Origin of the sequence: Candidatus Methanocrinis alkalitolerans (assembly GCF_029167205.1) — an archaeon.
In the GTDB taxonomy this organism is placed as follows: domain Archaea; phylum Halobacteriota; class Methanosarcinia; order Methanotrichales; family Methanotrichaceae; genus Methanocrinis; species Methanocrinis alkalitolerans.
In genome coordinates this window covers 18,151-38,961 of sequence record NZ_JARFPL010000002.1, presented here as the reverse complement: position 1 = coordinate 38,961, position 20,811 = coordinate 18,151, and the positions used below count along the sequence as shown (strand labels likewise).

Sequence of the window (20,811 nt, the reverse complement as noted above, 5' to 3'; positions counted from 1 at the left end):
GCAATTCTGAGAAAAACCGGGAAAAAAACGAGATCGCCGAAACCGGATGGCAACCTCTTCGAGAGGTCCGGGGGCGGGCGGCGCCGAGCGCCGCCTTTCCCCCTGGCCCAACTCCGGTTCCTTTGATCGAATAGGTCACTCCTTTGCCACGGGGGGCTTCATCAGGAGGAAGGCTACGACGATGCCTATCACTGCGAGTATCAAGACAGGATAGAATACGCCGGTGTAGCTGCCTGTGGTGTCGTGGACGTATCCTGCGAGCCTGGGGCCCACGATGGCACCGGCACCGTAGGCGAGGAAGACGACGCCGTAGCAGCGGGGATAGTCGCACGTCCCGAAGAAGCTCGCCGTAGCGGTGGGGGCTATGGCGAGCCAGCCGCCGAGGCAGCCCCAGAGGAGGGCGAAGCTGATGATGTAGACGTAGGTCCCTGTGCTCCCAGGTGCCGCTGCCATCATCATCATCACCGACGCGATGGCTATCAACACGAAAGATAGAACCGCAGCATTTCTGGGGGTGAGCTTGTCGGTGAGGCTGCCGAATACCGGCCTTCCGCCGCCGTTGAAGATGGCGAAGAAGCCCACAAGGAAGGTGGCAAGGCCAGCCTCGATCTGGACCACCTCAGTTCCTACGGGCTTGGATATGGATATGGCCATGAGGCCCGCAAGACAGCCTATGAAGTAGCAGATCCAGAGCCCATAGAACCCCTTCGACTTGAGCATCTCCTCACGGTTACATTCGCAAGTTACATGAGCTCCGGGCTTTGGAGCTGGCGGAGTCCAGCCGCTGGGTTTCCATCCGGATGGCGGGAAGACGAGGGGCATCGAAAGGACGGCGATTATTATGACGAAGGCGATCCCGAATACCCTGAAGGTGTTCATGACGCCGGTGGTGCCGATCAGATACCCTGCAATGTTCGCAGTCAAGAGGGCCGAGAAGCCGAACCCCAGGAGGGTAAGACCCACGGCGAGGCCGCGCCTGTCAGGGAACCATCTCGCTGCGACTGCCACAGGGCATCCGTAGGCTATGCCGACCCCAAGGCCGCCGATGACCCCATAGGCAACGTAGAGCCAGGTCACAGAGGTGGCCATGGAGGCGAGGAACCATCCCAGGCCGCAGAGAACGCCGCCGACGAGCGTAATCTTTCTGGGGCCGTATACTTCTATGTACTTCCCGGTCAGCGGCATTGCCAACGCAAAAAATGCAAGGAATAACGAGAACGGTGTCAGGATCTGGCTAGCGGTGACCGTCTGTCCCATTCCAGAGAAGAACTCTGTCAGAGGCCCTACGAAGACGCTCCAAGAGTAGATGCTGCCGAGGCATAGGTTGATAACCATGCCCAAAAATACGAGCATCCATCTACCCTTTTCGGGTTCCATCCCATATATCTTCACATCATCACTCATAGGTTCCACACCCAAAACTCAGATATAGCTAATATTTTCATGCGGTTTTAAGAGACTATACGCCGCCTTGAAAAGTCTGATCGATATCTATTCTCCCTCCCGAGGATACCGTCCCAAAGATTTAATGGACTAGCTTTTACGTGCTCCGAACCTATTTAAAATTACCGCCAAATATTCCGATTATACATTATGCATACCAAATATCGATCCCTTGAAAGAGGTCAAAACGGCTGATGAAGCCGCGTTTATAGACCTATAAACACCTTTAATTCCGGGTGAGAAAGTTAAATGATAAAAAATCTATATTATTTCTTTAACATTCCTTTTCTTTTTATCGCCCTCCATCGAGACGACCAACATGGTCAATGATCATAATGGCTTTTATCTTAGAAGGTCTCTCTTAGAGGACGGTGAGTTTGGATGATAAGAGCGAACCCAATAACCAGCTGGAACGATGCTGAATCGATGGCCACCGTCGCCAAAACAGCCTACGTCGACCCTGCCGCCACCGTCATCGGAGACGTCAGGATCGGAGAGCGGGTATACATAGGACCCGGCGCTTCCGTCCGGGCCGACGAGGCGACGCCGATCATCATCGGCGACGAGTCCAACGTCCAGGACGGCGCCGTCTTCCACGGCCTTGAGGGGACGAGCATAAAGCTGGGGCGGAGGGTATCCATCGCCCACGGTGCCGTCGTCCACGGCCCCCTGGTGGTCGGAGACGGAAGCTTCGTAGGCTTCAACGCCGTCGTTCACGCCTCAACCCTGGGGAATAAGTGCTTCGTCGGCCACCTCGCCCTGGTGGTGGGGGTGACGCTCCCGGACGGAAGCTTCGTACCTCCAGGATCGGTCGTCGACTCTCAGGAGAAGGCAGACAAACTCGGCCCCGTCCCGGAGAGCCTCAAAGGGTTCAACGACGAAGTGGTAAAGGTGAATACAGAGTTCGCGGAGGTTTATCTCCTGATGGATAAGGGCTGCAAGACCCCTCTGATTTGACGGTCTCCTAAGATGTAGGTGTCGATATCAGGGCGGGAGCGTCTCCCGCCCCGATCTTTTTCCATCCTCAATCCGAGCCCATCACCGGGTTTGTCATCCGACGTAGGACCTCTACCATCTCCGTCTTCAACTTCTTAAGCCCCTCCTCCCCCGGGTCGTACTCCAGGAGGTTGGCATGTATCAGCTTTTTTGGGAAGGGGGGACATCGGCCCCGCTGGCATAATATCAGTGCCTCCTTTCCGACGGCGTGGGCGATCCCCAGTTCGTACATCACCGAGGGGTCGGAGTCCGTCAGGTCTGCCACCACCATCCTGGACCTGCATATATCCCTCCAGATCGCCTTGAGCTCGTCCTCGTCCTCGCCGAAATCGAGGGCCCGCCGGGGTATGAGGCCGGCGCCCTCCAGCGCTGGCTTTACGCCCTCATCGTAGAGGTCGTCCCCCTCGTCGGTGAGGGGGAGGAGGACAGAGGCGGTCCGATCGTCCACGATGTAAGAGGCGTGGCCGAAGAGGGGCCTGATCTGCATCAGGCTCATGAGGTTGATCGCCCTCTCCACCTCCGCCTCGACGTGAGCGAGGGCGATCACCCGGAGGATATCTCGCCGGGCCCGGTCGCTCTCCTCCAGGATCACGGCGGGAAAAACTATCATATAGGGGTCTTCGTACCCGAACTCCCACCGGGCGCTGCTGAGGGCCTTCTGCTCGGAGATCTGCTTATCTGGGTGGTATGTGTACATGGTGGATAGAGAGCCAGCATGGTGCTGGGCCAGGATGTAGAGGGTGGCCTTGTCCAAGACCGCCACGATGCTGCTGGGGTTCGTGCTCCTGACGACCCCCCTCTGGATCTTCCGCTCTTCCACCAGGTGGTCCACGATCCCCATGAACTGATCCAACAGGCCGTCCACCTTCTCTATCAGGTCGGAGGGCATATCCCCGCCTTTAATCCTATCTCCCGACTGCATCATGACCGATACACCAGGGATGATAACGTACGTCAGAATATAAGGTTCTTTGGTGCTGATCCAGGGGAGACGCCCCCCCCCCGAGGGGACAACCAATTTGAGGATCCCCCTCAGGGCTCTGCCAGAACTGATGTCTTATCTGAGATTCGCCTCCACCGATTTCGGATCCAGTGCCAGTGAAGGGCTATATGGAGGAGGATCAGGGCCGCGAGGATCAGGCTCGCTATTCGGTGGAGTGCGATCCATTCGGGTCGGGATATCCCGAGGAACAGCTCCCCTGCCAACGTCGCCCCGCCGCCGCGAAACCCTCCACCTGCAGCGGACAGAGCCCACAACAGGACCAGACCCGAAGCCGTCGACGCCAAAAAAGCGATGAAGGAGATGAGGTCGACGAGCAGGTTCAATGCCGTCCGATTCATCTCAGGATCACTATCGCTTCACCGGCCCCAGGGGCAGGACGGTTCTGCCGTAGACCTCGTTGAGCACCTGGGCGCATGCGGCGTATATGGCGGTAAAGCCGCAGAAGATCCCTTCGTATCCGGTGATCATGGCGATGGTGGCGCTGCCAGTGTAGTCTCTGATGGCCAGAAGGAAGAATAGGATCGTCAGCGTGAAGAATACCACCTGCAGAGCCCTGTTCAGCCTCAGGGTTCCTATGAACATGTAGAGGGTGAATAGCCCCCACATGAAGAAGTAGGCGATCATGGCGTTATTCTCGGGTCCTTCCCACCATCCAAATTGGGGCATCAACAGCAGGAATACCAGCGTCAACCAGAAGAGCCCATAAGATGTGAAGGCCGTCGTCCCGAAGGTGTTGCCCTTCTTCCACTCCATTATCCCTGCGATGATCTGGGCGATCCCGCCGTAGAATATCCCCATGGCCAGGATCATAGACCCCAGAGCGAACCAGCCAGCGTTGTGCATGTTCAGGAGAACTGTAGTCATCCCGAAGCCCATCAGACCGAGGGGCGCCGGGTTTGAAGTGGCGTCCTTCAAGTCTACGGGTCCAAGGCGCATTATGTCCTTGGCCCTTTCTCCACCCTTTTCTGTGGCCATATAAATTCCCTCCTCCATTTGCTCGAAGGCCGAATGATTCGACGCCGACTGTCGCTACCGCATCGGATATAGCCTTTTCCTTTTTTAGGAAAATCTTTATCATTAAACATTATAATTTTATCGCTTAATCCTAAATTTTTCACGACTACAGATAAAGATCCTTTACTTTTTTGCCCAATTCGACGAGACAGTTCCACCAGCCTCTTGTCGGATCCGTCGGCCCTGAGTTTGGACGGATCAGAGGGGCGAGGAGATAGATTTACAACGGATGGATCACCATGGATGGAGCATGTTTCCAGGGATCGGTGGCAAGGGGGTAAGCCCCAAGAAGATGAAGCAGATGATGAAGCAGATGGGGATCAACATAGAGGAGATCGAGGGGGTCGAAGAGGTGACGATCAGGACTAAAGACCGGGAGATCTTCTTTCTGGACGCATCCGTCACGGTGATGGACGCCCAGGGCAATCGGTCGTACCAGGTGGTGGGCACCCCCCAGGAGAGGGATCGCCAGGTGTCGATACCCGACGCCGACGTGGAGCTGGTCGTCGCCCAGACCGGATGCAGCTCCGACGAGGCGAGGGCGGCCCTCGAAGAGTCCTCAGGGGACCTGGCAGAGGCGATAGTGAAGCTCAGCTCGGTCTGAAGAGGTCCCTCGAAACTCGCGGGCCACCTTCACCGGGCCGGGGTCTGATGGCCCTTCTCCGGAGAAGGTGAGATGGAGCACCTTCGATCCAGCGATCAGAAAGTTGGAGACGGGATGGGAAGAGTGGAGGTGGAAATTTGGACCGGGCTCGAAGAGAGGCGGAACTGAACCTGCTGCTTTTGAACTTAGCCCAGATACAGGGCGGAATCAGGGACGGTTTGGACCGGCTCCGGGATGAGGGCAAACTGAAGGCGGAGTTTGAGGAGATCGTTGAGAGCGTCATGAGGGAGGTGGATGGCTGGACCGACCAGTGCACCGCCGCCGTGGAGGCTCCCCCGGTCCTCCTCCGGAGGATGGAGGTCCAGGTGGAGCGGCTGGGGAGGATCGAGAGGATGATAGAAGAGCTGGAGGGGTGAACCACGGCGACGGTATCGGTATCCTCCATGTTCCTCTGGGATCTCGACCCCAAGGGGATGGCGGAGGTGATCGCCGGAGCTGGCCTCGAAGGGGTGGAGTTCTGGGTCGAAACCCCCTGGTATTGGGAGGGGGGGAGGCTGGAGGAGGGGGCGGAGGAGGTCCGTCGGGCCTTCAGGGGGCTGAAGACGACCCTTCACGCCCCCGTAATGGACCTGAACCCCTCCTCCTACAACGACCTAGTCTGCAGGGCCGCTCTCGAGGAGTCCCTCCGGGCCATCGATCTGGCTGAGGTTCTGGGCGCGAGGGTCGTGACGATCCATCCTGGGAGGAGGACGGCGAGGCGGCCTCCAAGAGGGGCGGAGCGCGAGAAGCTCCGCCGCTATCTTGAAGCCTCCATCGATCGAGGAGAGGAGAAGGGCGTAGATCTGGCTCTGGAGAATCTCGAACCAGTCCCATGGAATATCTGCGCAGAACCCGAGGAGATGGGCCGGTTCCTCGACGAGTATCCCCTCCTGGGGATGACCCTGGACATATCCCATGCCGTCCCCCCCATCTCTAGGGCCATCTCCTTTCTGGAGACCTTAGGAGGCCGGATCGTGAACGTCCACGTCAGCTCCACCATAAACGGGGTCCGACACCTTCCCGCAAAGGACGGGTCCGTCGATGAGGTCCTGACCACCCTCAGAGATCTCGGATACGGCGGCCCCCTGACCCTGGAGCTGGACGATAAGAAATTCCCCTCGACCTTGTCAAAGGACGGCAAGGTCGGGGTTTTGATAAGAGAGCGACGCCACCTGGAGTCGGTTTGGGGGTGACCCGACCGATCATCCCCATCTAAATCTTCCCCTCGACCAGATCTAGGTTCCCATCATGCGGCCCTTACTGTAGAAGGACGGTGGCTGGTCTGCGGATGAGTCCTCAGATCCGCTGCCCATCATCTGACCCTTCTTGAAGAAAGGCTCGGGAGCCACCATCGTCTGATCCAGGAGGAATGACCTCTGAGTGAGGGTACCTGGGTCGTTGGTGTCGATGAGGCTCTCGTTTACGGGCAGGTCGAGGAAAGCACCCTGGCTGCTTGTCGTCGAAAGGTTGGTGTCAATGAGGCTCTCGTTTATGGGCAGGTCGAGGAAAGCGCCCTGGCTGCTCGTCGTCGAGAGGTTAGCGTCGATCAGGGGTGCGTCGACCGTATCGTTCACCGTATCATTGACTGTGTCGTTGGCGGTATCGTTGACGGTGTCGTTCAAAAAGTCCAGGAGGCCCGCCGGGGCGTCCATATCAGAACCGAGGGCTAGGTAGTCTTGAGTCTCCTGCCCTGAACCGAGGCGGCTAGGGTCTGTAGCCTCCTGCCCTATTACAGACCACGCCTGCAATAGGGCTAGAGCTGCAACCATGATTACCAGAATTCTTCTCATAATACCGGCCTTATACACCGTACATGCATAAATCTTTCCGTCTAGAATGCCGATCCTCCATTGGGGGCGGATTTTGGCTGGCTCTTCAATATGGGCAGAATCGGGCGTTTTTCATGATGCGTCGTCTCCGCCCCTGTCCACCCTCTTCAGCTCTTCGGCTGTCGCTTCGGGGTGCTCGCTGAGGTATCGGGCGACCATCGGCCTGTGGACGAGGGCGCAGTCGACGCAGGACCAGAGCCTCTTTCCCCTCTTAGTCTTGATGAACTTGCCGAGCTCGGGGTCTCTGCAGGGGTAGAGGGGGCAGAAGCAGTGGGTGCAGTCCTGCTCTTCGAAGTGATGGCAGGGGTAGTACTGGCACTCTCCGGCCTCCACGTTGGTGACCGGCTCGTCGGCGGCCTTTCGGATCGCGCAGGGATCGTCGGTGACGATGCCGTCGGCCCCAAGCCTCCTGAGCCAGCGGACCTGATCCGGATCGTTTACGGTCCAGGGATATACCTCGATCCCCACCCGGTGAGCCTTCTTGAAGAGGTTGGGGTTCGTCAACCTCGGGAATATGGCCTCTGCCTTCGCCTCGAGGGCGAGATCGATGGGGCTTATGGGAAGGGATGATATGATGATCCCGGTCCTTATATCTCCCAGCTCCTTGATCTCGCGGACCGATTCGTGGAAGAAGGATGTGACGATCGCCCTTCTTCCTTCAACCTCCCTGACCACCAGATCTTCGAGCCCCTCCTCCTTCATCTCGACGACGATCCCCAGGTCCAGCTCTTCGGCGAGGTCAGCCGCCTGGGCGAGGGTGGGGATCCTCTCGCCTGACCCGGCGTCCAGGAGCCTGATCTCCTCCAGGGTCATCTCCTCCACCCTCCCCGTCCCATCGGTGGTACGGTCGGCGGTGTCGTCGTGGATCACCACCAGAATGCCGTCCTTTGAGAGGCGGACGTCCACCTCCACGAAATCGGCGCCACACCTTTCGGCGGCGCGGATCGATCCCAGGGTGTTCTCCGGGGCGACCGATCTGGCGCCTCGGTGGCCGATGACCGTTGACATCATGACCAGGTCTCTTGAGAAGATATATCACCTTTTCTCCAAGGGCGAGTCGATCCGAACCAGGGTAAGGGTTATACCGTAGGCGGCTGCAAACTCAGCAGAGATGCTCGACAACCTCGATAAGTTCAGATGCCTGAAGAGGAGCACCACGGGGGCGATAAACATTGACCCTCTCCAGCGGGGGGGGGTTCTCACCCCGGAGGCGAGAGAGGCGATGATGGAGTGGGCCGACGGCTACTCCGTCTGCGACTTCTGCACCGGATCTCTGGAGGGGATCGAGAACCCGCCGATAAAAGAGTTCGTCCACCAGGTCCTCCCTGAGTTTCTCGAGGCCGACCAGGTCAGGATAACCCACGGGGCGAGGGAGGGGATCTTCGCCGCTATGCACGCCCTCTGCGGCGCGGGGGAGACGGTGGTGGCCGACGGCAACGCTCACTATACCACTCACCTCGCCGCGGAGCTTGCGGGGCTGAAGGTGGAGCTGGTTCCCGCCGGCGAAGGGCCCCATTATAGGGTAGACCCCCAGGGTTACCAGGAGGCGATGGAGAGGGTGATGGGGCGAGGCGAGAGGGTGGGGATGGCCGTCCTCACATATCCGGACGGAAACTACGGCAACCTGGTGGAGCCGAAGGCGGTCTCGGAGATCTGTCACGATGAGGCCGTCCCTCTGGTCGTCAACGGCGCCTATTCGGTGGGGAGGATGCCCGTCGGCGCGAAGAGCCTCGGCGCGGACGTGATCATAGGAAGCGGCCACAAGTCGATGGCTTCGTCGGGGCCCATAGGGGTCATCGGCGCCACCGAGGAGCTGGGATCGAGGATATTCAGAAGGTCGAAGCTCGTCCCCAATAAGGAGCTGGAGATGCTCGGCTGCACCCTCCGGGGCGCCGGAATCATGACGATGATGGCGAGCTTTCCCGCCGTCGTCGCGAGGACAAAGCTCTGGGACGAAGAGGTGGAGAAGGCCCGATGGTTTGCAGGGGAAATGGAGAAGCTCGGCATGGACCTTATGGGGGACCGGCCCCACGGCCACGATCTCATGTTCTTTAAGTCCCAGGTCCTCTACGAGATATCTAAGACCGCGAAGAAGGGGCGATATTTCCTCTATCGAGAGCTGAAGAAGAGGGATATCTTCGGGATAAAGCCGGGGCTGACGAGGCAGTTCAAGCTGAGCTGCTACCAACTGCCCCGGGAGGATCTGAAGGCGGTCATCTCGGCCTTCGAGGAGATCATCTCATCCCACCCCAAAGCATAAGCTTTATGAGATATGGCCTCCAAGGCCATCCCGAGCGGCTGTGGTCCAGGGGTTAGGACATGAGCTTCCCAAGCTCGTAGCCCGGGTTCGATTCCCGGCAGCCGCACTCATGTTTATCAAATACCACCATCTCTGTTGCGGGGTGCCTCGCTGTAATTTAGCATCTTTTTTTGATGGACCAATCTATCGGTAATTTTTATAAGCTATGAGATCGATTGTACAAAAATGGTTACTGGGATCAAAGTAGTCTCATAGAGGGGGCTATAACGTGGATTTGCTAAATAGATATGATCTGACCGAGGAGTATCTCAAAGGTTTTACCCGCTCTAAGGTACGAACTCAGGTTATTCTCAGCCTGTTGGAAGGCGAAATGTCAGCAAGTGAACTTGAGAAAAAGCTGGGAGCGAGGGTCACCACGATTCTCCACTCTATAAAAGATATGATGGCGTCCGATTTGGTGGAAAAGAGTACACAAAATAGCTATTCTTTAACAAATCTAGGTAAAATGCAGGGATATCGTCTTATGGATGCGATTGACTTCGCCTTGGTGCAGGAGCAACATAAGAAGTTTTGGCTAACTCACGACATTGCAGGAATACCATCACATTTGTTAAAGGATATCGGAATGCTCTCTAAATCAGAGATGATCGAGTCAGATCCCACATCAATTCTAAAGACGACAGAACATTTCGTATCAGGATTGAAAAGATCAAAGATGATCAAGGGTGTCTCACCATATGTTATTCCAGCGTATCCTGATACAATTATAGAGGTCGCCAAAACGGGAGCACGTATCAATCTGATATTAACACCGAAGGTCATCAAGGCACTAATTAAAGATTATGCCCCCGCTTTCCGTGAAGTCAAAGGATATGATAACGTAGTCATAAGGTCTTTAGATAGAGAGACAACCATCGGGTTTACAGTAACAGATTCGTTTCTTTCTTTAGGCCTATTTCGACTTGATGGTAATTATGATCTGGGGAGCGATTTGATCTGCATTGGAGATTCGGCAGTTTCATGGGGGAATGAGCTTTTCGAATATTACAATAAAATGTCTAAGCCGCTATAGTCAAACTGGCGGCGGTGCACCCCGCAGCAGATCTGCGGGGCATTCGATAAAAACTAAAGAAATATATTTATTGTAACATGTATTTCAAATCCGAAACACGGATTCCAAAATTATATATACTCGCAAGACGAAGCGATCCTTGTTCTACAATTACAGCATAGCCGCTTTTTATTGCCCGGCAATATTGCCTGATTATCGAAATATAGCTTGCTATTCATAATGTTGTCAATAACGAAGAGAAATGTTCAAATCCGGTAAAATTGCTCATAAACCATTATGGCTGGAAATGTGGTAAGCCAGAAAAAGCAAACTTATAAAAATTTTGCTGATTTGGTAACCCGCTTTTTTGCGATGCTAAATAGCATACTAACGTTGCTTAGCATAAGCTCGATTTGGATAGGTATAACTGGGTTCTTCGTGACATATATAACCCACATTCTTCTAGGATTGACGCCTAATTTAGAGATATGCTTCGTTGTATTTCTAGTGGTATTCAGCGTCTATAGCCTGAACAAGTTCACGGATGTGAAAGAAGACGAAATCAATATGCCCGAAAGAACAAGATTCATATCTCGCAGGAAAAATATCGTCCTTTTCAGCGCTCTGGGTGCTTATTTGCTCGCAATAGTTTTAACGGTCTTGGCAAAACCCTCAGCCATCCCAGTGGTGTTTATCCCTCTAGTCACGAACGCCATATACGGCTCCAAATTAATACCGTGCATCCCGAGGCTTAAAGATATCCCAGTGATGAAGAACTTCGTTGTAGCTTTATCTTGGGCACTGGTGGTCGTTCTACTTCCTGCAGTTGGCACGATCGATATGTTAAATAGTAATATATTATTCATATTTTATTTTGTTTCAGTAAAGTATTTCATAAACACGGTGCTTTTCGATATAAGAGATGTAAAAGGCGATCAAGAGATGGGGATTAAAACGATGCCTGTGATTCTTGGCGTTAGAAGAACCTTGATCATACTTCTGGGCATTAACAGCACTCTTCTGCTGCTAATCCCCTTTGTTCCAGATGGGATTAAACTGCTTATTGCATTTATGGTCTTGTACGGATACGTTTACACGATTCACTTTAGAGAAAGGAGGAACCCTTTGCAGCTGGATTATTTCGTGGACGGTGAATGGGTTCTAGCAAGCGCGCTGTATATAATAATTATTAATATTTTTAGATTAATGTAGACTTGATTTATCCATAAGCAGACCCATTTTTAGTCGTTAGGTCTCATCGCAGCCCTGGGCCACAGTTTGAAGAATGCCGCGCATAATATATAATTTTAATAAAATAAATAATATTGTTACAAAATGTGTGAACACGGCGGTTCTTGTCTGTTATAGTTTTGTACTCGTATCAAACTCAGGGGAATTAAAAATATTATGATATAGTTTTATACAAAATTTTTTCTTCAAGACATTCGAGGAAAATATTAATATTACTGAAAGGCGAGTAAGATGGAAACGGTTCGGATGTGATCAGAATGAGAATGGTCAAATGGTCAGTTATAATATTCGCATTGGCGACCTTAATCTATCCGTGTGTCGGCCTGAGCGACGTTACAGGAACCTGGGAGTCCTCCTACAGTTTCGGCCCTGTGGAGGAGTTAATGACAGCCAACATACAGCAAGTTGGAAACAATATTATCGGATCTTTCTCTGTAGAGGTTAGTCCCTCGGGGGAGGAGTATGGCGGGATAATCTTCGGAACGATCGAAAGCGGCAAGATTAAGGCGTACTACCTGGCCACGAGAAGCGTAGGGGGAGGTGACCCCCTGGTGACTATATCCTTCACGGACGGGCGGCTGATTGACGATGATACGATTAAGGGCGAATTCTACTATAGAGACAGCGATTCGATGGAGCTTTCAGGCCCCTACCAGGCAGAGAGAGTATAAATGGGCATAAAGATCGAAATCTGCAGCCTAAGGGACGAAAGCGCTACGATCTAGAAAACGAATAACAAAACTGGGCATTATTCGGCTCGGGGGAGCTGTACTCTGCGGACAGCTTCTTTGTTTATCAATTCGGGAGCGTGGAGGGTCACGAATACTCCGACCTTTAGGTCGGGGATGAAGTGAACCCTCGCGCGTTTTTTGGCTCATTAGATCGATAATACATTAGTGACTCTCAAGAGGAAATCAATAGCAATAGAATTCATGCATTTCAGGGAATCTGGCCAACTAAGACTCGAAGACTTCTGAATACCAGAAAGCTGTGGCCGCATGCATTTTGATTAAGCTTCTCGCGGTCTCGTTGTCGGCATCCATGGTATCCTGCAAGCCCATACTTGGAGATGTGGGTGGTAACCGTCCTCTCTGATACGTCCCGGTCGGAGATGGTCTCCTCAAAGCGTTTGATGGGCCCGTCCCTCTCGGCAGCCTCCTGGCATTTGAATACGCTCTTTTACTCGCAGATGGCGTAGGAGGCGGCTTCCAGCCTTTCGCTCAATCTCTTTTATCGAGAGGCTGGCGTAGGCCAGCTTTACGAACTCCTGCTTTTCAAAGGGCGGTTTCAGGTCTGATTCCATGAAGAGGTAAAGCTTGATCCTGGGGCGGCTGACGGTCTTGTTGGCCGCTCGATCCTCCAGCTCTCCGGAGATCTCGATCTCGCTGTGCCCCTCATAAAACCGCCTCAAAGAATTAATAATATATAAATCTTATAATTCATCTTGCGCGCGGTTTGACTTTGCAAACCAGAAGCGTCTCGATGCCTTGGAGCGGTCAGGGTGAGCGGTACCTGCTAAATTGCTCAGGGCACGGCTGAAGATAGATACTGCGTTTTGTCCCTTTTTCTTCTCAATCTCGGCGACATCCTCCTCAAAGGGGATGGCCTTCATCGGATCATCTCCTGATCCGCCACTCACCCGAAACCGTGATTACCCCCCGCGCCCATCTCCCCTCCGGAGTCCGTATCTCATGATCACAAAAGTCTACATCACCCACTCTGAGGAGGACGAGCCCCTCGCCCTGGAGGTCGCCGAGGCCCTCTGGCGGGTGGGCATCGAGAGCTTCGTCGCCATCTATCGGCGGGCCCGAGGGGTGGCGCCGGGGGAGAGGGCGAGGTTTGGGGTTCGCCACTGTGACTGCGTCATCGCCGTCCTCACCCTCGACGGCGTGGTGTCACCAAGGGTCAACCAGGAGATCGGCTTTGCTTGCGGCATCGATCAATTGGTGATACCCCTCCTGGAGACGGGGGCGGAGATGCCCGTCATGATAAGGCACTTAAAGCCGATATCATTTTCCCGCGAGACCTACTCCGACGCCCTCGGCGAGCTGATACTAAATATACGGGACCTCACCAGCCTGGAGTGGCTGAAGATAAGGTGCCCCCTCTGCGGCGAGGAGATGACCCAGTACCTACCGCCCCCGGAGGTGGTGGAGAGGGCGGTTCTGTCCGGGACGGGCCTCGATACCATCTGCACCTACTGCGAGTCCGCCCTCACCCTCGACCCCCGGACCTTCAAGCCAGAGCCCTGACGTTCGCCATGCAGTGACAGTCCAACCCATGCCCGTCCAACCCATGCCTCGACGGGGGCCACCCCCCCGGAGACGTCTAGCGCCTCGCTGAGAGCGATGGGAGATATAATATAGGGGTGGGGGCGTGGGGGTGGGAACGAGGCGAGCTATTCGATGTTATCAGACGGTGATGGGCCGGGAGATCCGGCGCTCAAATTGACTTTTGGACTGCCACCGGACCGGGGCTGTAAATGGGCCTGCGAATCGGCCTCTTTTTCTCCTACAAACCTTTTTATATCAAGAATAGGTCTTGGGGGTAAGATCCGATGATCGGTGGCGGCGAGACGTCCATCTTGATACCGTCCTCCACAACGATGGAGTCGGCGGACGAGAGGATACGCACCCTCAAGGTGGGACAGATCGCCAGAGCAGCTGCGGTATTTCGGGTGGACCGGATCGTCATATATCGCGATGATCAGTTCGACGACTCACGGTTCATATCCCGGGTCCTGCAGTACGCAGAGACGCCCCAGTACCTCCGAAAGAGGCTTTTTCCTCGGGAGAGGGCCCTGAGGTACGTGGGCATCCTGCCGCCGCTGCGCACCCCTCATCATCCCACAAGCTCAAAGGTTTCAACGCTCAAGGTCGGCGAGTATCGAGTAGGTTTAGTAGTCGACGAAGTGGGATCTGACGACGGTGCATGGGTGGACATAGGTGTTGAGCGCCCATTGCCCCTCAAGACCGCTATGCGGTTTTCTGCAGGGCAGCGCCTGAACGTCAGAATCTTTTCGCTGAAACCCCTCGCCGCGGAGCCGGTAGACCGATCGGAGATACCCCACTACTGGGGCTACGAGACCGAGGTCATCCAGAACCTGGACGATCACGTCCGCTCGACAGACAGGGTAGTCGTGGCCACGTCCAGGCATGGCAAGCCAGCAACCCCAGACCTCCTCCGCCAGACGGTCCGTGCGGGCCGCAGGCGCGGTCTGGAGGTGGCATTCGGCTCGCCAGCGCGCGGCGTTGATGCGTTCTTGAGCAGCGAAACGATGGAAGGATGTTGCGTGATTAACACCATACCGCATCAGGGAACCGAAACGGTGAGGCTAGAAGAGGCGATAGTTGCCACCCTCTCCCAGGTCAACCTGATGCGATCACTGGAGGGCTAAATGGCAACCATACACCGACCAAGGCGAGGTTCTCTGGCCTTCAGCCCCCGAAAACGGGCTAAGAGCCAGGTCCCCAGGACGAGATACTGGGCCGCTGGCGAGGAGAAAGCCAGAATGGACGGTTTTGCCGGGTACAAGGCCGGCATGACCCATCTCATAATGATCGACGACAAGCCCAACAGCCCCACGGAGGGGATGGAGATCAGCGTGCCAGTTACCATCCTGGAGGCGCCGCCCCTGGGGATAGCTGCCCTCAGGGTCTACGAGAGGCACAACGGCGGCGTGAGGGCTGCTGGAGAGGCTTGGTCAGAGAAGCTGGACCCGTACCTCGCCCGGTCGATAGCCGTCCCCAAGAACAAGAGGGGCGTCTCTCTCGACGATATCGGGGCTAAAATTGAGAAGATGGAAGAGCTGCGCTTGATCGCTCATACCAACCCCAGGTTTCTTACCGGCGTTCCCAGGAAGAACCCTGACCTGATGGAGATCCAGGTGAACGGCAGCGGCATAGAGGACCAGTTCGAGCTGGCAAAAAGCCTGCTGGGCTCTCAGGTGCCCATATCCAGCGTCTTCGGCTCTGGATCTATAATTGACGTCACCGCCATCACCAAGGGGAAGGGGACCCAGGGACCCGTCAAGCGATGGGGCATAATGCTCCAGAAGAGGAAACACTCTCGAGGCGGCAAGCGCCGCCATATAGGAAACCTCGGCCCCTGGCACCCCCATCACGTGCGGTGGTCGGTCCCCCTCATGGGGCAGATGGGCTACCACCAGAGGACAGAGTTCAACAAGAGAATTCTGGCCATCGGGTCCGACGGAGGCGAGATCACCCCAGAAGGCGGATTTCCCGGATATGGGATCGTCCGGGGCGAATACGCCATCGTCAGCGGAAGCGTCCCCGGCCCCAATAAGAGGCTGGTGAGGATGAGATATGCGGTCAGATCCAAGGGCGCCGATGTGAAGACCCCAGAGGTCCTTTACGTCAGCACAGACTCGAAGCAGGGATTGTGATGAAGGCTAAGGTTATCGATCTATCTGGAAACGAGGTAGGAGAGATGGAGCTTCCGTCGGTCTTCGACGAGGAGTTCCGGCCGGACCTCATAAAGAGGGCGGTTCTGGCGGCCCAGGCCAACAGGACCCAGCCCTACGGTCCCACCAAGCTATCGGGCCTCAAGACCTCAGCCCAGTCATGGGGAACCGGCCGCGGCGTCTCACGAGTTCCCAGGATCTTAAACGGAAGGCGAGCTGCAAGGGTGCCCCAGGCCAAGGGCGGCCGAAGAGCCCACCCCCCAAAGCCCGAGGCGGACAGAACCGAGAAGGTCAACGCGAAAGAGCGGAGAAAGGCGATCCGTTCGGCGATAGCCGCCACAGCGAACTCCGATCTGGTCAGGGCTAGGGGCCACGTATTTTCCGGCGAGTCCGTCGTCGTCGCCAAAGACGACCTGGAGACGGTAGCGAAGACGGGGGATATTCGCAAGTTCCTCGAATCCTGCGGCCTATGGGAAGATGTCATGAGGGCGAAGAACGGCAGGAAGGTCCGGGCTGGCAGGGGCAAGATGCGGGGTAGAAAGTACAAGCAGCCCAAGAGCCTGCTGATAGTGGCAGGCAGAGACGGCGGGCTGATCAAGGCCACCAGAAACCTTCCGGGCGTCGACGTCACCGTTGTGGAGAGGCTGAACGCGGAGCTTCTGGCTCCCGGGACCCAGGCTGGAAGGCTTACGGTATGGACCGAATCATCTCTGAAATGGCTGGGGGAGACCTATGGTCATTAAAAGTCCGTTCATAACGGAGAAGGTCACGAACATGATCGACTCCGAGAACGCCCTGGAGTTTCTGGTGGATATCAGGGCCAACAAGACGGAGATCAAAAAGGAGCTGGAAAGGCTCTACGACGTCGAGATCGTCTCCATAAGGACGATGATCACCTCCAAGGGAGAGAAGAAGGCGGCCGTAAAGCTGGCAGAGGAAGGGAGCGCCAACGAGCTGGCCACCACCCTGGGACTGCTGTGAGGTGACTATATGGGGCACAGAATTATACAACAGAACCGGGGTCGAGGAACTCCCACTTACCGGGCGCCCTCTCACAAGTTCAGGGCGGAGCTCAAGCACATCAAGGTGGACGGCGGCGAGACGGTACGAGGTATCGTCAAGGAGATCGTCCACGATCCGGCCCGATCCGCCCCGGTGGCGAAGGTCGTCCTCGAGAACGATGAAGAGAGGTACATACTGGTGCCGGAGGGGGTCTACGTGGGCCAAGAGATCGCCTGCGGCGCCTCCGCCGAGATCAGGCCCGGCAACTCCCTCTCCCTGGCGGAGATCCCCGAGGGGATCCCCATCTGCAACATCGAGTCGAACCCGAGGTCCGGCGGCCAGTTCGCCCGGTCCAGCGGGGTCTACGGCATACTTGTAGCCCACGACGTGGGCAAGACCGTCGTCCAGCTGCCCAGCGGTGAGATGAAGTGGCTGAACCCGCAGTGCATGGCGACGATAGGCGTCGTCGCCGGCGGCGGCAGGACCGATAAGCCCTTCGTTAAGGCAGGAAAGAAGTACCACAAGATGAAGTCCAAGGCCGGCAAGTATCCCAGGGTAAGAGGCGTGGCCATGAACGTGGTGGACCACCCCTTCGGCGGCGGTGGATGGCAGCATCCAGGAAGGCCCAAGACCGTCAGCAGGAACGCACCCCCCGGTCGTAAGGTCGGGTCCATTGCGGCCAGAAGGACCGGAAAGCGTTAAAGAGGGATTGTTTTGGCGAGGAAATCAGGATCAAGGCTTCCGAAGAGGAAAGAGGAGTTCACCTACCGCGGCCTGAAGGTCGAAGAGCTGAAGAAGCTCAGCTCTGAAGAGCTGATGGACCTCCTCCCGGCAAGGCAGCGAAGACGTCTGAAGAGGGGGCTGACCAAGGACCACAAAAGGCTCCTCTCCAGGGTCAAGGAGAGGGACGCGGTGAGGACCCACCTTCGGGACATGATAGTCCTTCCCGAGATGGTGGGAAAGACGATCGAGATTTATAACGGCAAGGCCTTCAACCGGGTCGAGATCATACCGGAGATGGTCGGCCATTACCTCGGCGAGTACTCCCTGACGAGGGGACGGGTCTCTCACGGCAGCGCTGGCGTTGGAGCCACCCGATCGAGCAAGTTCGTGCCGTTGAAGTGAGGTGGCAGATTTGGGACGACTGAAATATTCCATCACCCCTGAGAAGAAAGAGCGATCGTCCAGGGCGATGGGCACAGAACATCACATATCGCCCAAGCATGCTCTGGAGATCTGCAGCGCCATCAAGGGGATGCGAACCGAGGCTGCGAAGGAGTACCTGGAGGATGTGATCGCCCTGAAGAGGCCCGTCCCCTTCAAGAGGCACAACAAGAAGGTCCCCCATCGGCGGGGTATGGTGGGCTGGGATGCCGGCAGGTACCCCCAGAAGGCAGCGAGGGCCGTTTTGACGGTCCTCGTCAACGCCACCAGCAACGCCGAGTATAAGGGGCTGGACCCCTCCGAGATGAAGATCAACCACGTATCCACCAAGCAGGGGAGGACCCTCCGGGGCTGGATGCCAAGAGCCATGGGGAGAGCCACCCCCAAGGACACGGAGACGGTATCGATAGAGATGATATTGACTGAGGTGAGCTGACTTGGGCGTAGAGAAGAAATTTGTAGAGGACGGCTTCACCAAAGCTCTGGTCCATGAGTATCTCTCCAAGGAGCTCAGTCGGGCCGGTTACGGTGGCATGATGATGAACAGGACCCCCATGGGGATCCAGATCACCGTCTACGCAGAAAAGCCAGGAATGGTCATCGGAAAGGGCGGGAAGCTTATTCGAAAGCTGACCCGAGACCTGGACCGGAACTTCCGGCTGGACAACCCTCAGATAGACGTCCAGGACGTCGGCAAGGCTGAGCTGAACGCCCAGGTGGTGGCCAACAGGCTGGCCAGCTCCCTGGAGCGGGGCTGGTACTTCAGAAAGGCGGGTCAAACGACCCTTCGGAGGGTCATGGACAGCGGCGCTCTCGGCTGCGAGATCGTCCTGAGCGGCAAGGTGACGGGACCCCGGTCCCGGGTCGAGAAGTTCCTATCCGGGTACGTCAAGCATTCGGGGAAACCCTCCCAGGAGATCGTCGACCACGGATACGCCGTGGCGGTGAAGAAGCTAGGAACCATCGGCTGCCAGGTGAGGATAGTGCCCCCCGACGCCATACCGCCGGACAGGTTCCAGATCGTTCCGCCAGCCAAGGAGGCGGCTGAGGAAGTCCTTCCCGTGGAGGAGAAGAAGGACGAGCTGGAGGAGCTTCTGGAATCTGGGACCGAAGGGGCTGTCGAGGAGATAGTCGTCGAGGACCTGGAAGTCGAGATCATCGAGGAAGAGATCCCCAGTGAAGAGGTCGCCGAAGAGCAGGCCGCTGAGGAACCGATCGCCCCCGATGAGGAGGCTCTCTCGGAGACGGTCGTCGAGGAGCAGGCCGTCGAGGAACCGATCGCCCCCGATGAGGAGGCTCCCGCGGAGACGGTCGTCGAGGAGCAGGCCGTCGAGGAACCGATCGCCCCCGATGAGGAGGCTCCCGCGGAGACGGTCGTCGAGGAGCAGGCCGTCGAGGAACCGATCGCCCCCGATGAGGAGGCTCCCGTGGAGACGGTCACCGAAGAGCCGACCGTCGAGGAGGTGGTCCCTCCTGAGGACGAGCCCAAGAGCGAAGGGTGAGACGAGAGGGTGACTTGACATGGCGATATTCAGGGTCGATGAACTGAGGAATATGAGCCCCGAGGAGCTGGGCGAGGAGCTTGAAAAGCTCAATGGTGAGCTGATCCGGGAGAGGGGGCTCGTCGTCTCTGGCGGTGCCCCGGAGAACCCCGGCAGGATAAGGGAGATAAAGAGGTCCATAGCCAGGATCAAGACGATACAGAAGGAGCGTGTTCTGCGGTGATGATCGCTCCTGAGAACCTCGTCAGACATGAGCTGATAGGCCTGCCGGTGGAGGTTGCCAGTGGGACGAACCCCTGCACGGTGGGGATATCCGGCCGGGTCGTCGATGAAACCCGGAATACATTTCTGATCGAGACCAGGAGTGGCGACAAACGCGTTCCCAAGTCCTCTAACTCCTTCGTTTTCACCCTCTCTCAGGGCCTGAAGGTGAAGGCGCAGGGCTCAGTTTTAGTCTCACAGCCCGAAAACAGGATCAACAAAAAAATGCGGATATCGAGGTGGAAATTATGAGGGATGTCGGACTGGGCGTCAAGTCACCTGAGAAGGCCTGTGACGATCCAAAATGTCCCTTTCATGGAAGTCTTCCCGTTCGAGGTCAGGTCTTTGACGGAACGGTGGTCAGCGACAGGATGACCGATACTGTGGTCGTCCTCCGCGAGTTCGAAAGGAAGATGGCGAAGTACGAGAGGTACGAGAAGAGGCGGTCGAAGCTCCACGCCCACAACCCCCCCTGCCTGAAGGCGAAGGTGGGTGACGTGGTCAAGGTCGCCGAGTGCAGGCCTCTCAGCAAGACCAAGTCCTTCGTGGTGGTGGAGGTCGTCCGATGAAGGGGCTTAAGGCCAGCATCGCAAGGCCTATCAACGCCGGAGCGCAGCTCGAATGCGCCGACAACACCGGCGCAAGGACGCTCGAGATCATATCGGTCAAGAGGTACAGGGGCGTCAAAAACAGGATGCCCTGCGCCGGGATTGGCGACATGATCGTGGTATCGGTAAAGAAGGGGACCCCGGAGATGAGAAAGCAGATCTTCACCGCGGTGATAGTCCGCCAGAAGAAGGAGTTCCGGAGGCCCGACGGTCTGAGGGTCAAGTTCGAGGACAACGCGGCGGTCATCACAGACATCGCCGGGATCCCCAAGGGATCGGAGATCAAAGGGCCGGTGGCCAGAGAGGTGGCTGAGAGGTACGGAAAGATCGCCTCAGCCGCATCGATAATTGTGTGATAACC

General features: G+C 56.4%; 29 protein-coding genes and 1 tRNA gene. 22 read left to right on the top strand and 8 right to left on the bottom strand.

Annotated elements, in window-relative coordinates:
• Positions 1 to 135: 135 nt before the first annotated feature.
• A complete protein-coding gene (locus tag P0O24_RS00915; RefSeq protein WP_394356642.1) occupies positions 136 to 1,404 on the bottom strand; it encodes an L-lactate MFS transporter in 1,269 nt (422 codons plus the stop codon).
• 420 nt (positions 1,405 to 1,824) lie between these two features.
• On the opposite strand from P0O24_RS00915, the gene P0O24_RS00910 reads away from it, so the two are divergent.
• Positions 1,825 to 2,400 (top strand): gamma carbonic anhydrase family protein, encoded by a 576-nt coding sequence (locus P0O24_RS00910; protein ID WP_316967859.1) that lies wholly within the window; start codon positions 1,825 to 1,827, stop codon positions 2,398 to 2,400.
• A gap of 67 nt (positions 2,401 to 2,467) precedes the next feature.
• Here P0O24_RS00910 and P0O24_RS00905 read toward each other — a convergent pair whose 3' ends face one another.
• The 3 genes from P0O24_RS00905 to P0O24_RS00895 form a co-directional block, all read right to left on the bottom strand.
• The gene (locus P0O24_RS00905) at positions 2,468 to 3,364 is read right to left on the bottom strand and encodes a hypothetical protein (RefSeq protein WP_316967858.1); all 897 of its coding nucleotides are present in this window, start codon (positions 3,362 to 3,364) and stop codon (positions 2,468 to 2,470) included.
• A gap of 107 nt (positions 3,365 to 3,471) precedes the next feature.
• Positions 3,472 to 3,780, bottom strand: coding sequence for a DUF4405 domain-containing protein (locus tag P0O24_RS00900; protein ID WP_316967857.1), 309 nt, complete (start codon positions 3,778 to 3,780; stop codon positions 3,472 to 3,474).
• Between the two features lie 10 nt (positions 3,781 to 3,790).
• The gene (locus P0O24_RS00895; protein ID WP_316967856.1) at positions 3,791 to 4,417 is read right to left on the bottom strand and encodes an acetate uptake transporter; all 627 of its coding nucleotides are present in this window, start codon (positions 4,415 to 4,417) and stop codon (positions 3,791 to 3,793) included.
• Between the two features lie 289 nt (positions 4,418 to 4,706).
• Here P0O24_RS00895 and P0O24_RS00890 point away from each other — a divergent pair, with 289 nt between their 5' ends.
• From P0O24_RS00890 to P0O24_RS00880, 3 genes are all read left to right on the top strand, one after another.
• Entirely contained in the window at positions 4,707 to 5,060 is a 354-nt protein-coding gene (locus P0O24_RS00890) for a nascent polypeptide-associated complex protein (protein WP_316967855.1), read from the top strand.
• Between the two features lie 137 nt (positions 5,061 to 5,197).
• Positions 5,198 to 5,476 (top strand): hypothetical protein, encoded by a 279-nt coding sequence (locus P0O24_RS00885; protein ID WP_316967854.1) that lies wholly within the window; start codon positions 5,198 to 5,200, stop codon positions 5,474 to 5,476.
• 27 nt (positions 5,477 to 5,503) lie between these two features.
• On the top strand, positions 5,504 to 6,292 hold the full coding sequence (locus P0O24_RS00880) for a sugar phosphate isomerase/epimerase family protein (RefSeq protein WP_316967853.1): 789 nt from the start codon (positions 5,504 to 5,506) through the stop codon (positions 6,290 to 6,292).
• 42 nt (positions 6,293 to 6,334) lie between these two features.
• Here P0O24_RS00880 and P0O24_RS00875 read toward each other — a convergent pair whose 3' ends face one another.
• The gene (locus tag P0O24_RS00875; protein WP_316967852.1) at positions 6,335 to 6,889 is read right to left on the bottom strand and encodes a hypothetical protein; all 555 of its coding nucleotides are present in this window, start codon (positions 6,887 to 6,889) and stop codon (positions 6,335 to 6,337) included.
• A 111-nt stretch (positions 6,890 to 7,000) separates the two neighbouring features.
• The gene (locus P0O24_RS00870) at positions 7,001 to 7,939 is read right to left on the bottom strand and encodes a glycerophosphodiester phosphodiesterase family protein (RefSeq protein WP_316967851.1); all 939 of its coding nucleotides are present in this window, start codon (positions 7,937 to 7,939) and stop codon (positions 7,001 to 7,003) included.
• A gap of 100 nt (positions 7,940 to 8,039) precedes the next feature.
• On the opposite strand from P0O24_RS00870, the gene pscS reads away from it, so the two are divergent.
• From pscS to P0O24_RS00845, 5 genes are all read left to right on the top strand, one after another.
• Positions 8,040 to 9,188: an O-phospho-L-seryl-tRNA:Cys-tRNA synthase gene (gene pscS / locus P0O24_RS00865; RefSeq protein WP_316967850.1), complete on the top strand. Its 1,149-nt coding sequence runs from the start codon at positions 8,040 to 8,042 to the stop codon at positions 9,186 to 9,188.
• A 34-nt stretch (positions 9,189 to 9,222) separates the two neighbouring features.
• Positions 9,223 to 9,294, top strand: a tRNA-Gly gene (locus P0O24_RS00860).
• Positions 9,295 to 9,456: 162 nt separating this feature from the next.
• Complete coding sequence (locus P0O24_RS00855; RefSeq protein ID WP_316967849.1) at positions 9,457 to 10,260, top strand: helix-turn-helix transcriptional regulator; 804 nt, start codon at positions 9,457 to 9,459, stop codon at positions 10,258 to 10,260.
• Positions 10,261 to 10,536: 276 nt separating this feature from the next.
• The gene (locus P0O24_RS00850) at positions 10,537 to 11,451 is read left to right on the top strand and encodes a UbiA family prenyltransferase (RefSeq protein WP_316967848.1); all 915 of its coding nucleotides are present in this window, start codon (positions 10,537 to 10,539) and stop codon (positions 11,449 to 11,451) included.
• A gap of 296 nt (positions 11,452 to 11,747) precedes the next feature.
• A complete protein-coding gene (locus tag P0O24_RS00845) occupies positions 11,748 to 12,161 on the top strand; it encodes a hypothetical protein (RefSeq protein WP_316967847.1) in 414 nt (137 codons plus the stop codon).
• Positions 12,162 to 12,610: 449 nt separating this feature from the next.
• On the opposite strand, the gene P0O24_RS00840 is transcribed toward P0O24_RS00845, so the two are convergent.
• Together P0O24_RS00840 and P0O24_RS00835 are read right to left on the bottom strand one after the other, a co-directional pair.
• Positions 12,611 to 12,901, bottom strand: coding sequence for a hypothetical protein (locus P0O24_RS00840; RefSeq protein ID WP_316967846.1), 291 nt, complete (start codon positions 12,899 to 12,901; stop codon positions 12,611 to 12,613).
• A gap of 21 nt (positions 12,902 to 12,922) precedes the next feature.
• Positions 12,923 to 13,102, bottom strand: coding sequence for a hypothetical protein (locus tag P0O24_RS00835; RefSeq protein WP_316967845.1), 180 nt, complete (start codon positions 13,100 to 13,102; stop codon positions 12,923 to 12,925).
• A gap of 79 nt (positions 13,103 to 13,181) precedes the next feature.
• Between P0O24_RS00835 and P0O24_RS00830 the strand changes: the two genes are divergently transcribed.
• The 13 genes from P0O24_RS00830 (at position 13,182) to rpl14p (ending at position 20,806) form a co-directional block, all read left to right on the top strand.
• Positions 13,182 to 13,742 carry a toll/interleukin-1 receptor domain-containing protein gene (locus P0O24_RS00830; RefSeq protein ID WP_316967844.1) on the top strand — a complete coding sequence of 187 codons (561 nt, stop codon included), beginning with the start codon at positions 13,182 to 13,184 and terminating at the stop codon, positions 13,740 to 13,742.
• Between the two features lie 305 nt (positions 13,743 to 14,047).
• Complete coding sequence (locus P0O24_RS00825) at positions 14,048 to 14,887, top strand: putative RNA uridine N3 methyltransferase (protein ID WP_316967843.1); 840 nt, start codon at positions 14,048 to 14,050, stop codon at positions 14,885 to 14,887.
• Positions 14,888 to 15,895, top strand: a complete 1,008-nt coding sequence (locus tag P0O24_RS00820) for a 50S ribosomal protein L3 (protein ID WP_316967842.1) — start codon at positions 14,888 to 14,890, stop codon at positions 15,893 to 15,895.
• Entirely contained in the window at positions 15,895 to 16,656 is a 762-nt protein-coding gene (rpl4p, locus tag P0O24_RS00815; protein WP_316967841.1) for a 50S ribosomal protein L4, read from the top strand. The genes P0O24_RS00820 and rpl4p overlap by 1 nt, the downstream gene beginning before the upstream one ends.
• Positions 16,646 to 16,894, top strand: coding sequence for a 50S ribosomal protein L23 (locus P0O24_RS00810; RefSeq protein WP_316967840.1), 249 nt, complete (start codon positions 16,646 to 16,648; stop codon positions 16,892 to 16,894). Before rpl4p ends, P0O24_RS00810 begins: the two co-directional genes overlap by 11 nt.
• Before the next feature lie 9 nt (positions 16,895 to 16,903).
• Positions 16,904 to 17,617, top strand: a complete 714-nt coding sequence (locus P0O24_RS00805; protein ID WP_316967839.1) for a 50S ribosomal protein L2 — start codon at positions 16,904 to 16,906, stop codon at positions 17,615 to 17,617.
• A gap of 12 nt (positions 17,618 to 17,629) precedes the next feature.
• Positions 17,630 to 18,040 (top strand): 30S ribosomal protein S19, encoded by a 411-nt coding sequence (locus tag P0O24_RS00800; protein WP_316967838.1) that lies wholly within the window; start codon positions 17,630 to 17,632, stop codon positions 18,038 to 18,040.
• Positions 18,041 to 18,050: 10 nt separating this feature from the next.
• Positions 18,051 to 18,515 (top strand): 50S ribosomal protein L22, encoded by a 465-nt coding sequence (locus P0O24_RS00795; RefSeq protein WP_316967837.1) that lies wholly within the window; start codon positions 18,051 to 18,053, stop codon positions 18,513 to 18,515.
• Position 18,516: 1 nt separating this feature from the next.
• Positions 18,517 to 19,581, top strand: coding sequence for a 30S ribosomal protein S3 (locus tag P0O24_RS00790; RefSeq protein WP_316967836.1), 1,065 nt, complete (start codon positions 18,517 to 18,519; stop codon positions 19,579 to 19,581).
• 19 nt (positions 19,582 to 19,600) lie between these two features.
• A complete protein-coding gene (rpmC, locus tag P0O24_RS00785; RefSeq protein ID WP_316967835.1) occupies positions 19,601 to 19,804 on the top strand; it encodes a 50S ribosomal protein L29 in 204 nt (67 codons plus the stop codon).
• A complete protein-coding gene (gene rnp1, locus P0O24_RS00780) occupies positions 19,804 to 20,094 on the top strand; it encodes a ribonuclease P protein component 1 (RefSeq protein WP_316967834.1) in 291 nt (96 codons plus the stop codon). Before rpmC ends, rnp1 begins: the two co-directional genes overlap by 1 nt.
• Complete coding sequence (locus tag P0O24_RS00775; protein ID WP_316967833.1) at positions 20,091 to 20,411, top strand: 30S ribosomal protein S17; 321 nt, start codon at positions 20,091 to 20,093, stop codon at positions 20,409 to 20,411. Before rnp1 ends, P0O24_RS00775 begins: the two co-directional genes overlap by 4 nt.
• Entirely contained in the window at positions 20,408 to 20,806 is a 399-nt protein-coding gene (gene rpl14p / locus P0O24_RS00770; RefSeq protein ID WP_316967832.1) for a 50S ribosomal protein L14, read from the top strand. Before P0O24_RS00775 ends, rpl14p begins: the two co-directional genes overlap by 4 nt.
• Positions 20,807 to 20,811: the final 5 nt, after the last annotated feature.

Coding starts and splice junctions, on each gene's coding strand:
- rpl14p (WP_316967832.1), top strand. CDS start 20,408: ATGAAGGGGCTTAAGGCCAGCATCGCAAGGCCTATCAACGCCGGAGCG.
- P0O24_RS00880 (WP_316967853.1), top strand. CDS start 5,504: ATGTTCCTCTGGGATCTCGACCCCAAGGGGATGGCGGAGGTGATCGCC.
- pscS (WP_316967850.1), top strand. CDS start 8,040: ATGCTCGACAACCTCGATAAGTTCAGATGCCTGAAGAGGAGCACCACG.
- P0O24_RS00820 (WP_316967842.1), top strand. CDS start 14,888: ATGGCAACCATACACCGACCAAGGCGAGGTTCTCTGGCCTTCAGCCCC.
- P0O24_RS00900 (WP_316967857.1), bottom strand. CDS start 3,780: ATGAATCGGACGGCATTGAACCTGCTCGTCGACCTCATCTCCTTCATC.
- P0O24_RS00805 (WP_316967839.1), top strand. CDS start 16,904: ATGGGGCACAGAATTATACAACAGAACCGGGGTCGAGGAACTCCCACT.
- P0O24_RS00825 (WP_316967843.1), top strand. CDS start 14,048: ATGATCGGTGGCGGCGAGACGTCCATCTTGATACCGTCCTCCACAACG.
- P0O24_RS00810 (WP_316967840.1), top strand. CDS start 16,646: ATGGTCATTAAAAGTCCGTTCATAACGGAGAAGGTCACGAACATGATC.
- P0O24_RS00890 (WP_316967855.1), top strand. CDS start 4,707: ATGTTTCCAGGGATCGGTGGCAAGGGGGTAAGCCCCAAGAAGATGAAG.
- P0O24_RS00775 (WP_316967833.1), top strand. CDS start 20,091: ATGAGGGATGTCGGACTGGGCGTCAAGTCACCTGAGAAGGCCTGTGAC.
- rpmC (WP_316967835.1), top strand. CDS start 19,601: ATGGCGATATTCAGGGTCGATGAACTGAGGAATATGAGCCCCGAGGAG.
- P0O24_RS00875 (WP_316967852.1), bottom strand. CDS start 6,889: ATGAGAAGAATTCTGGTAATCATGGTTGCAGCTCTAGCCCTATTGCAG.
- P0O24_RS00915 (WP_394356642.1), bottom strand. CDS start 1,404: ATGAGTGATGATGTGAAGATATATGGGATGGAACCCGAAAAGGGTAGA.
- P0O24_RS00850 (WP_316967848.1), top strand. CDS start 10,537: ATGGCTGGAAATGTGGTAAGCCAGAAAAAGCAAACTTATAAAAATTTT.
- P0O24_RS00910 (WP_316967859.1), top strand. CDS start 1,825: ATGATAAGAGCGAACCCAATAACCAGCTGGAACGATGCTGAATCGATG.
- rnp1 (WP_316967834.1), top strand. CDS start 19,804: ATGATCGCTCCTGAGAACCTCGTCAGACATGAGCTGATAGGCCTGCCG.
- rpl4p (WP_316967841.1), top strand. CDS start 15,895: ATGAAGGCTAAGGTTATCGATCTATCTGGAAACGAGGTAGGAGAGATG.
- P0O24_RS00845 (WP_316967847.1), top strand. CDS start 11,748: ATGAGAATGGTCAAATGGTCAGTTATAATATTCGCATTGGCGACCTTA.
- P0O24_RS00905 (WP_316967858.1), bottom strand. CDS start 3,364: ATGATGCAGTCGGGAGATAGGATTAAAGGCGGGGATATGCCCTCCGAC.
- P0O24_RS00835 (WP_316967845.1), bottom strand. CDS start 13,102: ATGAAGGCCATCCCCTTTGAGGAGGATGTCGCCGAGATTGAGAAGAAA.
- P0O24_RS00870 (WP_316967851.1), bottom strand. CDS start 7,939: ATGATGTCAACGGTCATCGGCCACCGAGGCGCCAGATCGGTCGCCCCG.
- P0O24_RS00830 (WP_316967844.1), top strand. CDS start 13,182: ATGATCACAAAAGTCTACATCACCCACTCTGAGGAGGACGAGCCCCTC.
- P0O24_RS00895 (WP_316967856.1), bottom strand. CDS start 4,417: ATGGCCACAGAAAAGGGTGGAGAAAGGGCCAAGGACATAATGCGCCTT.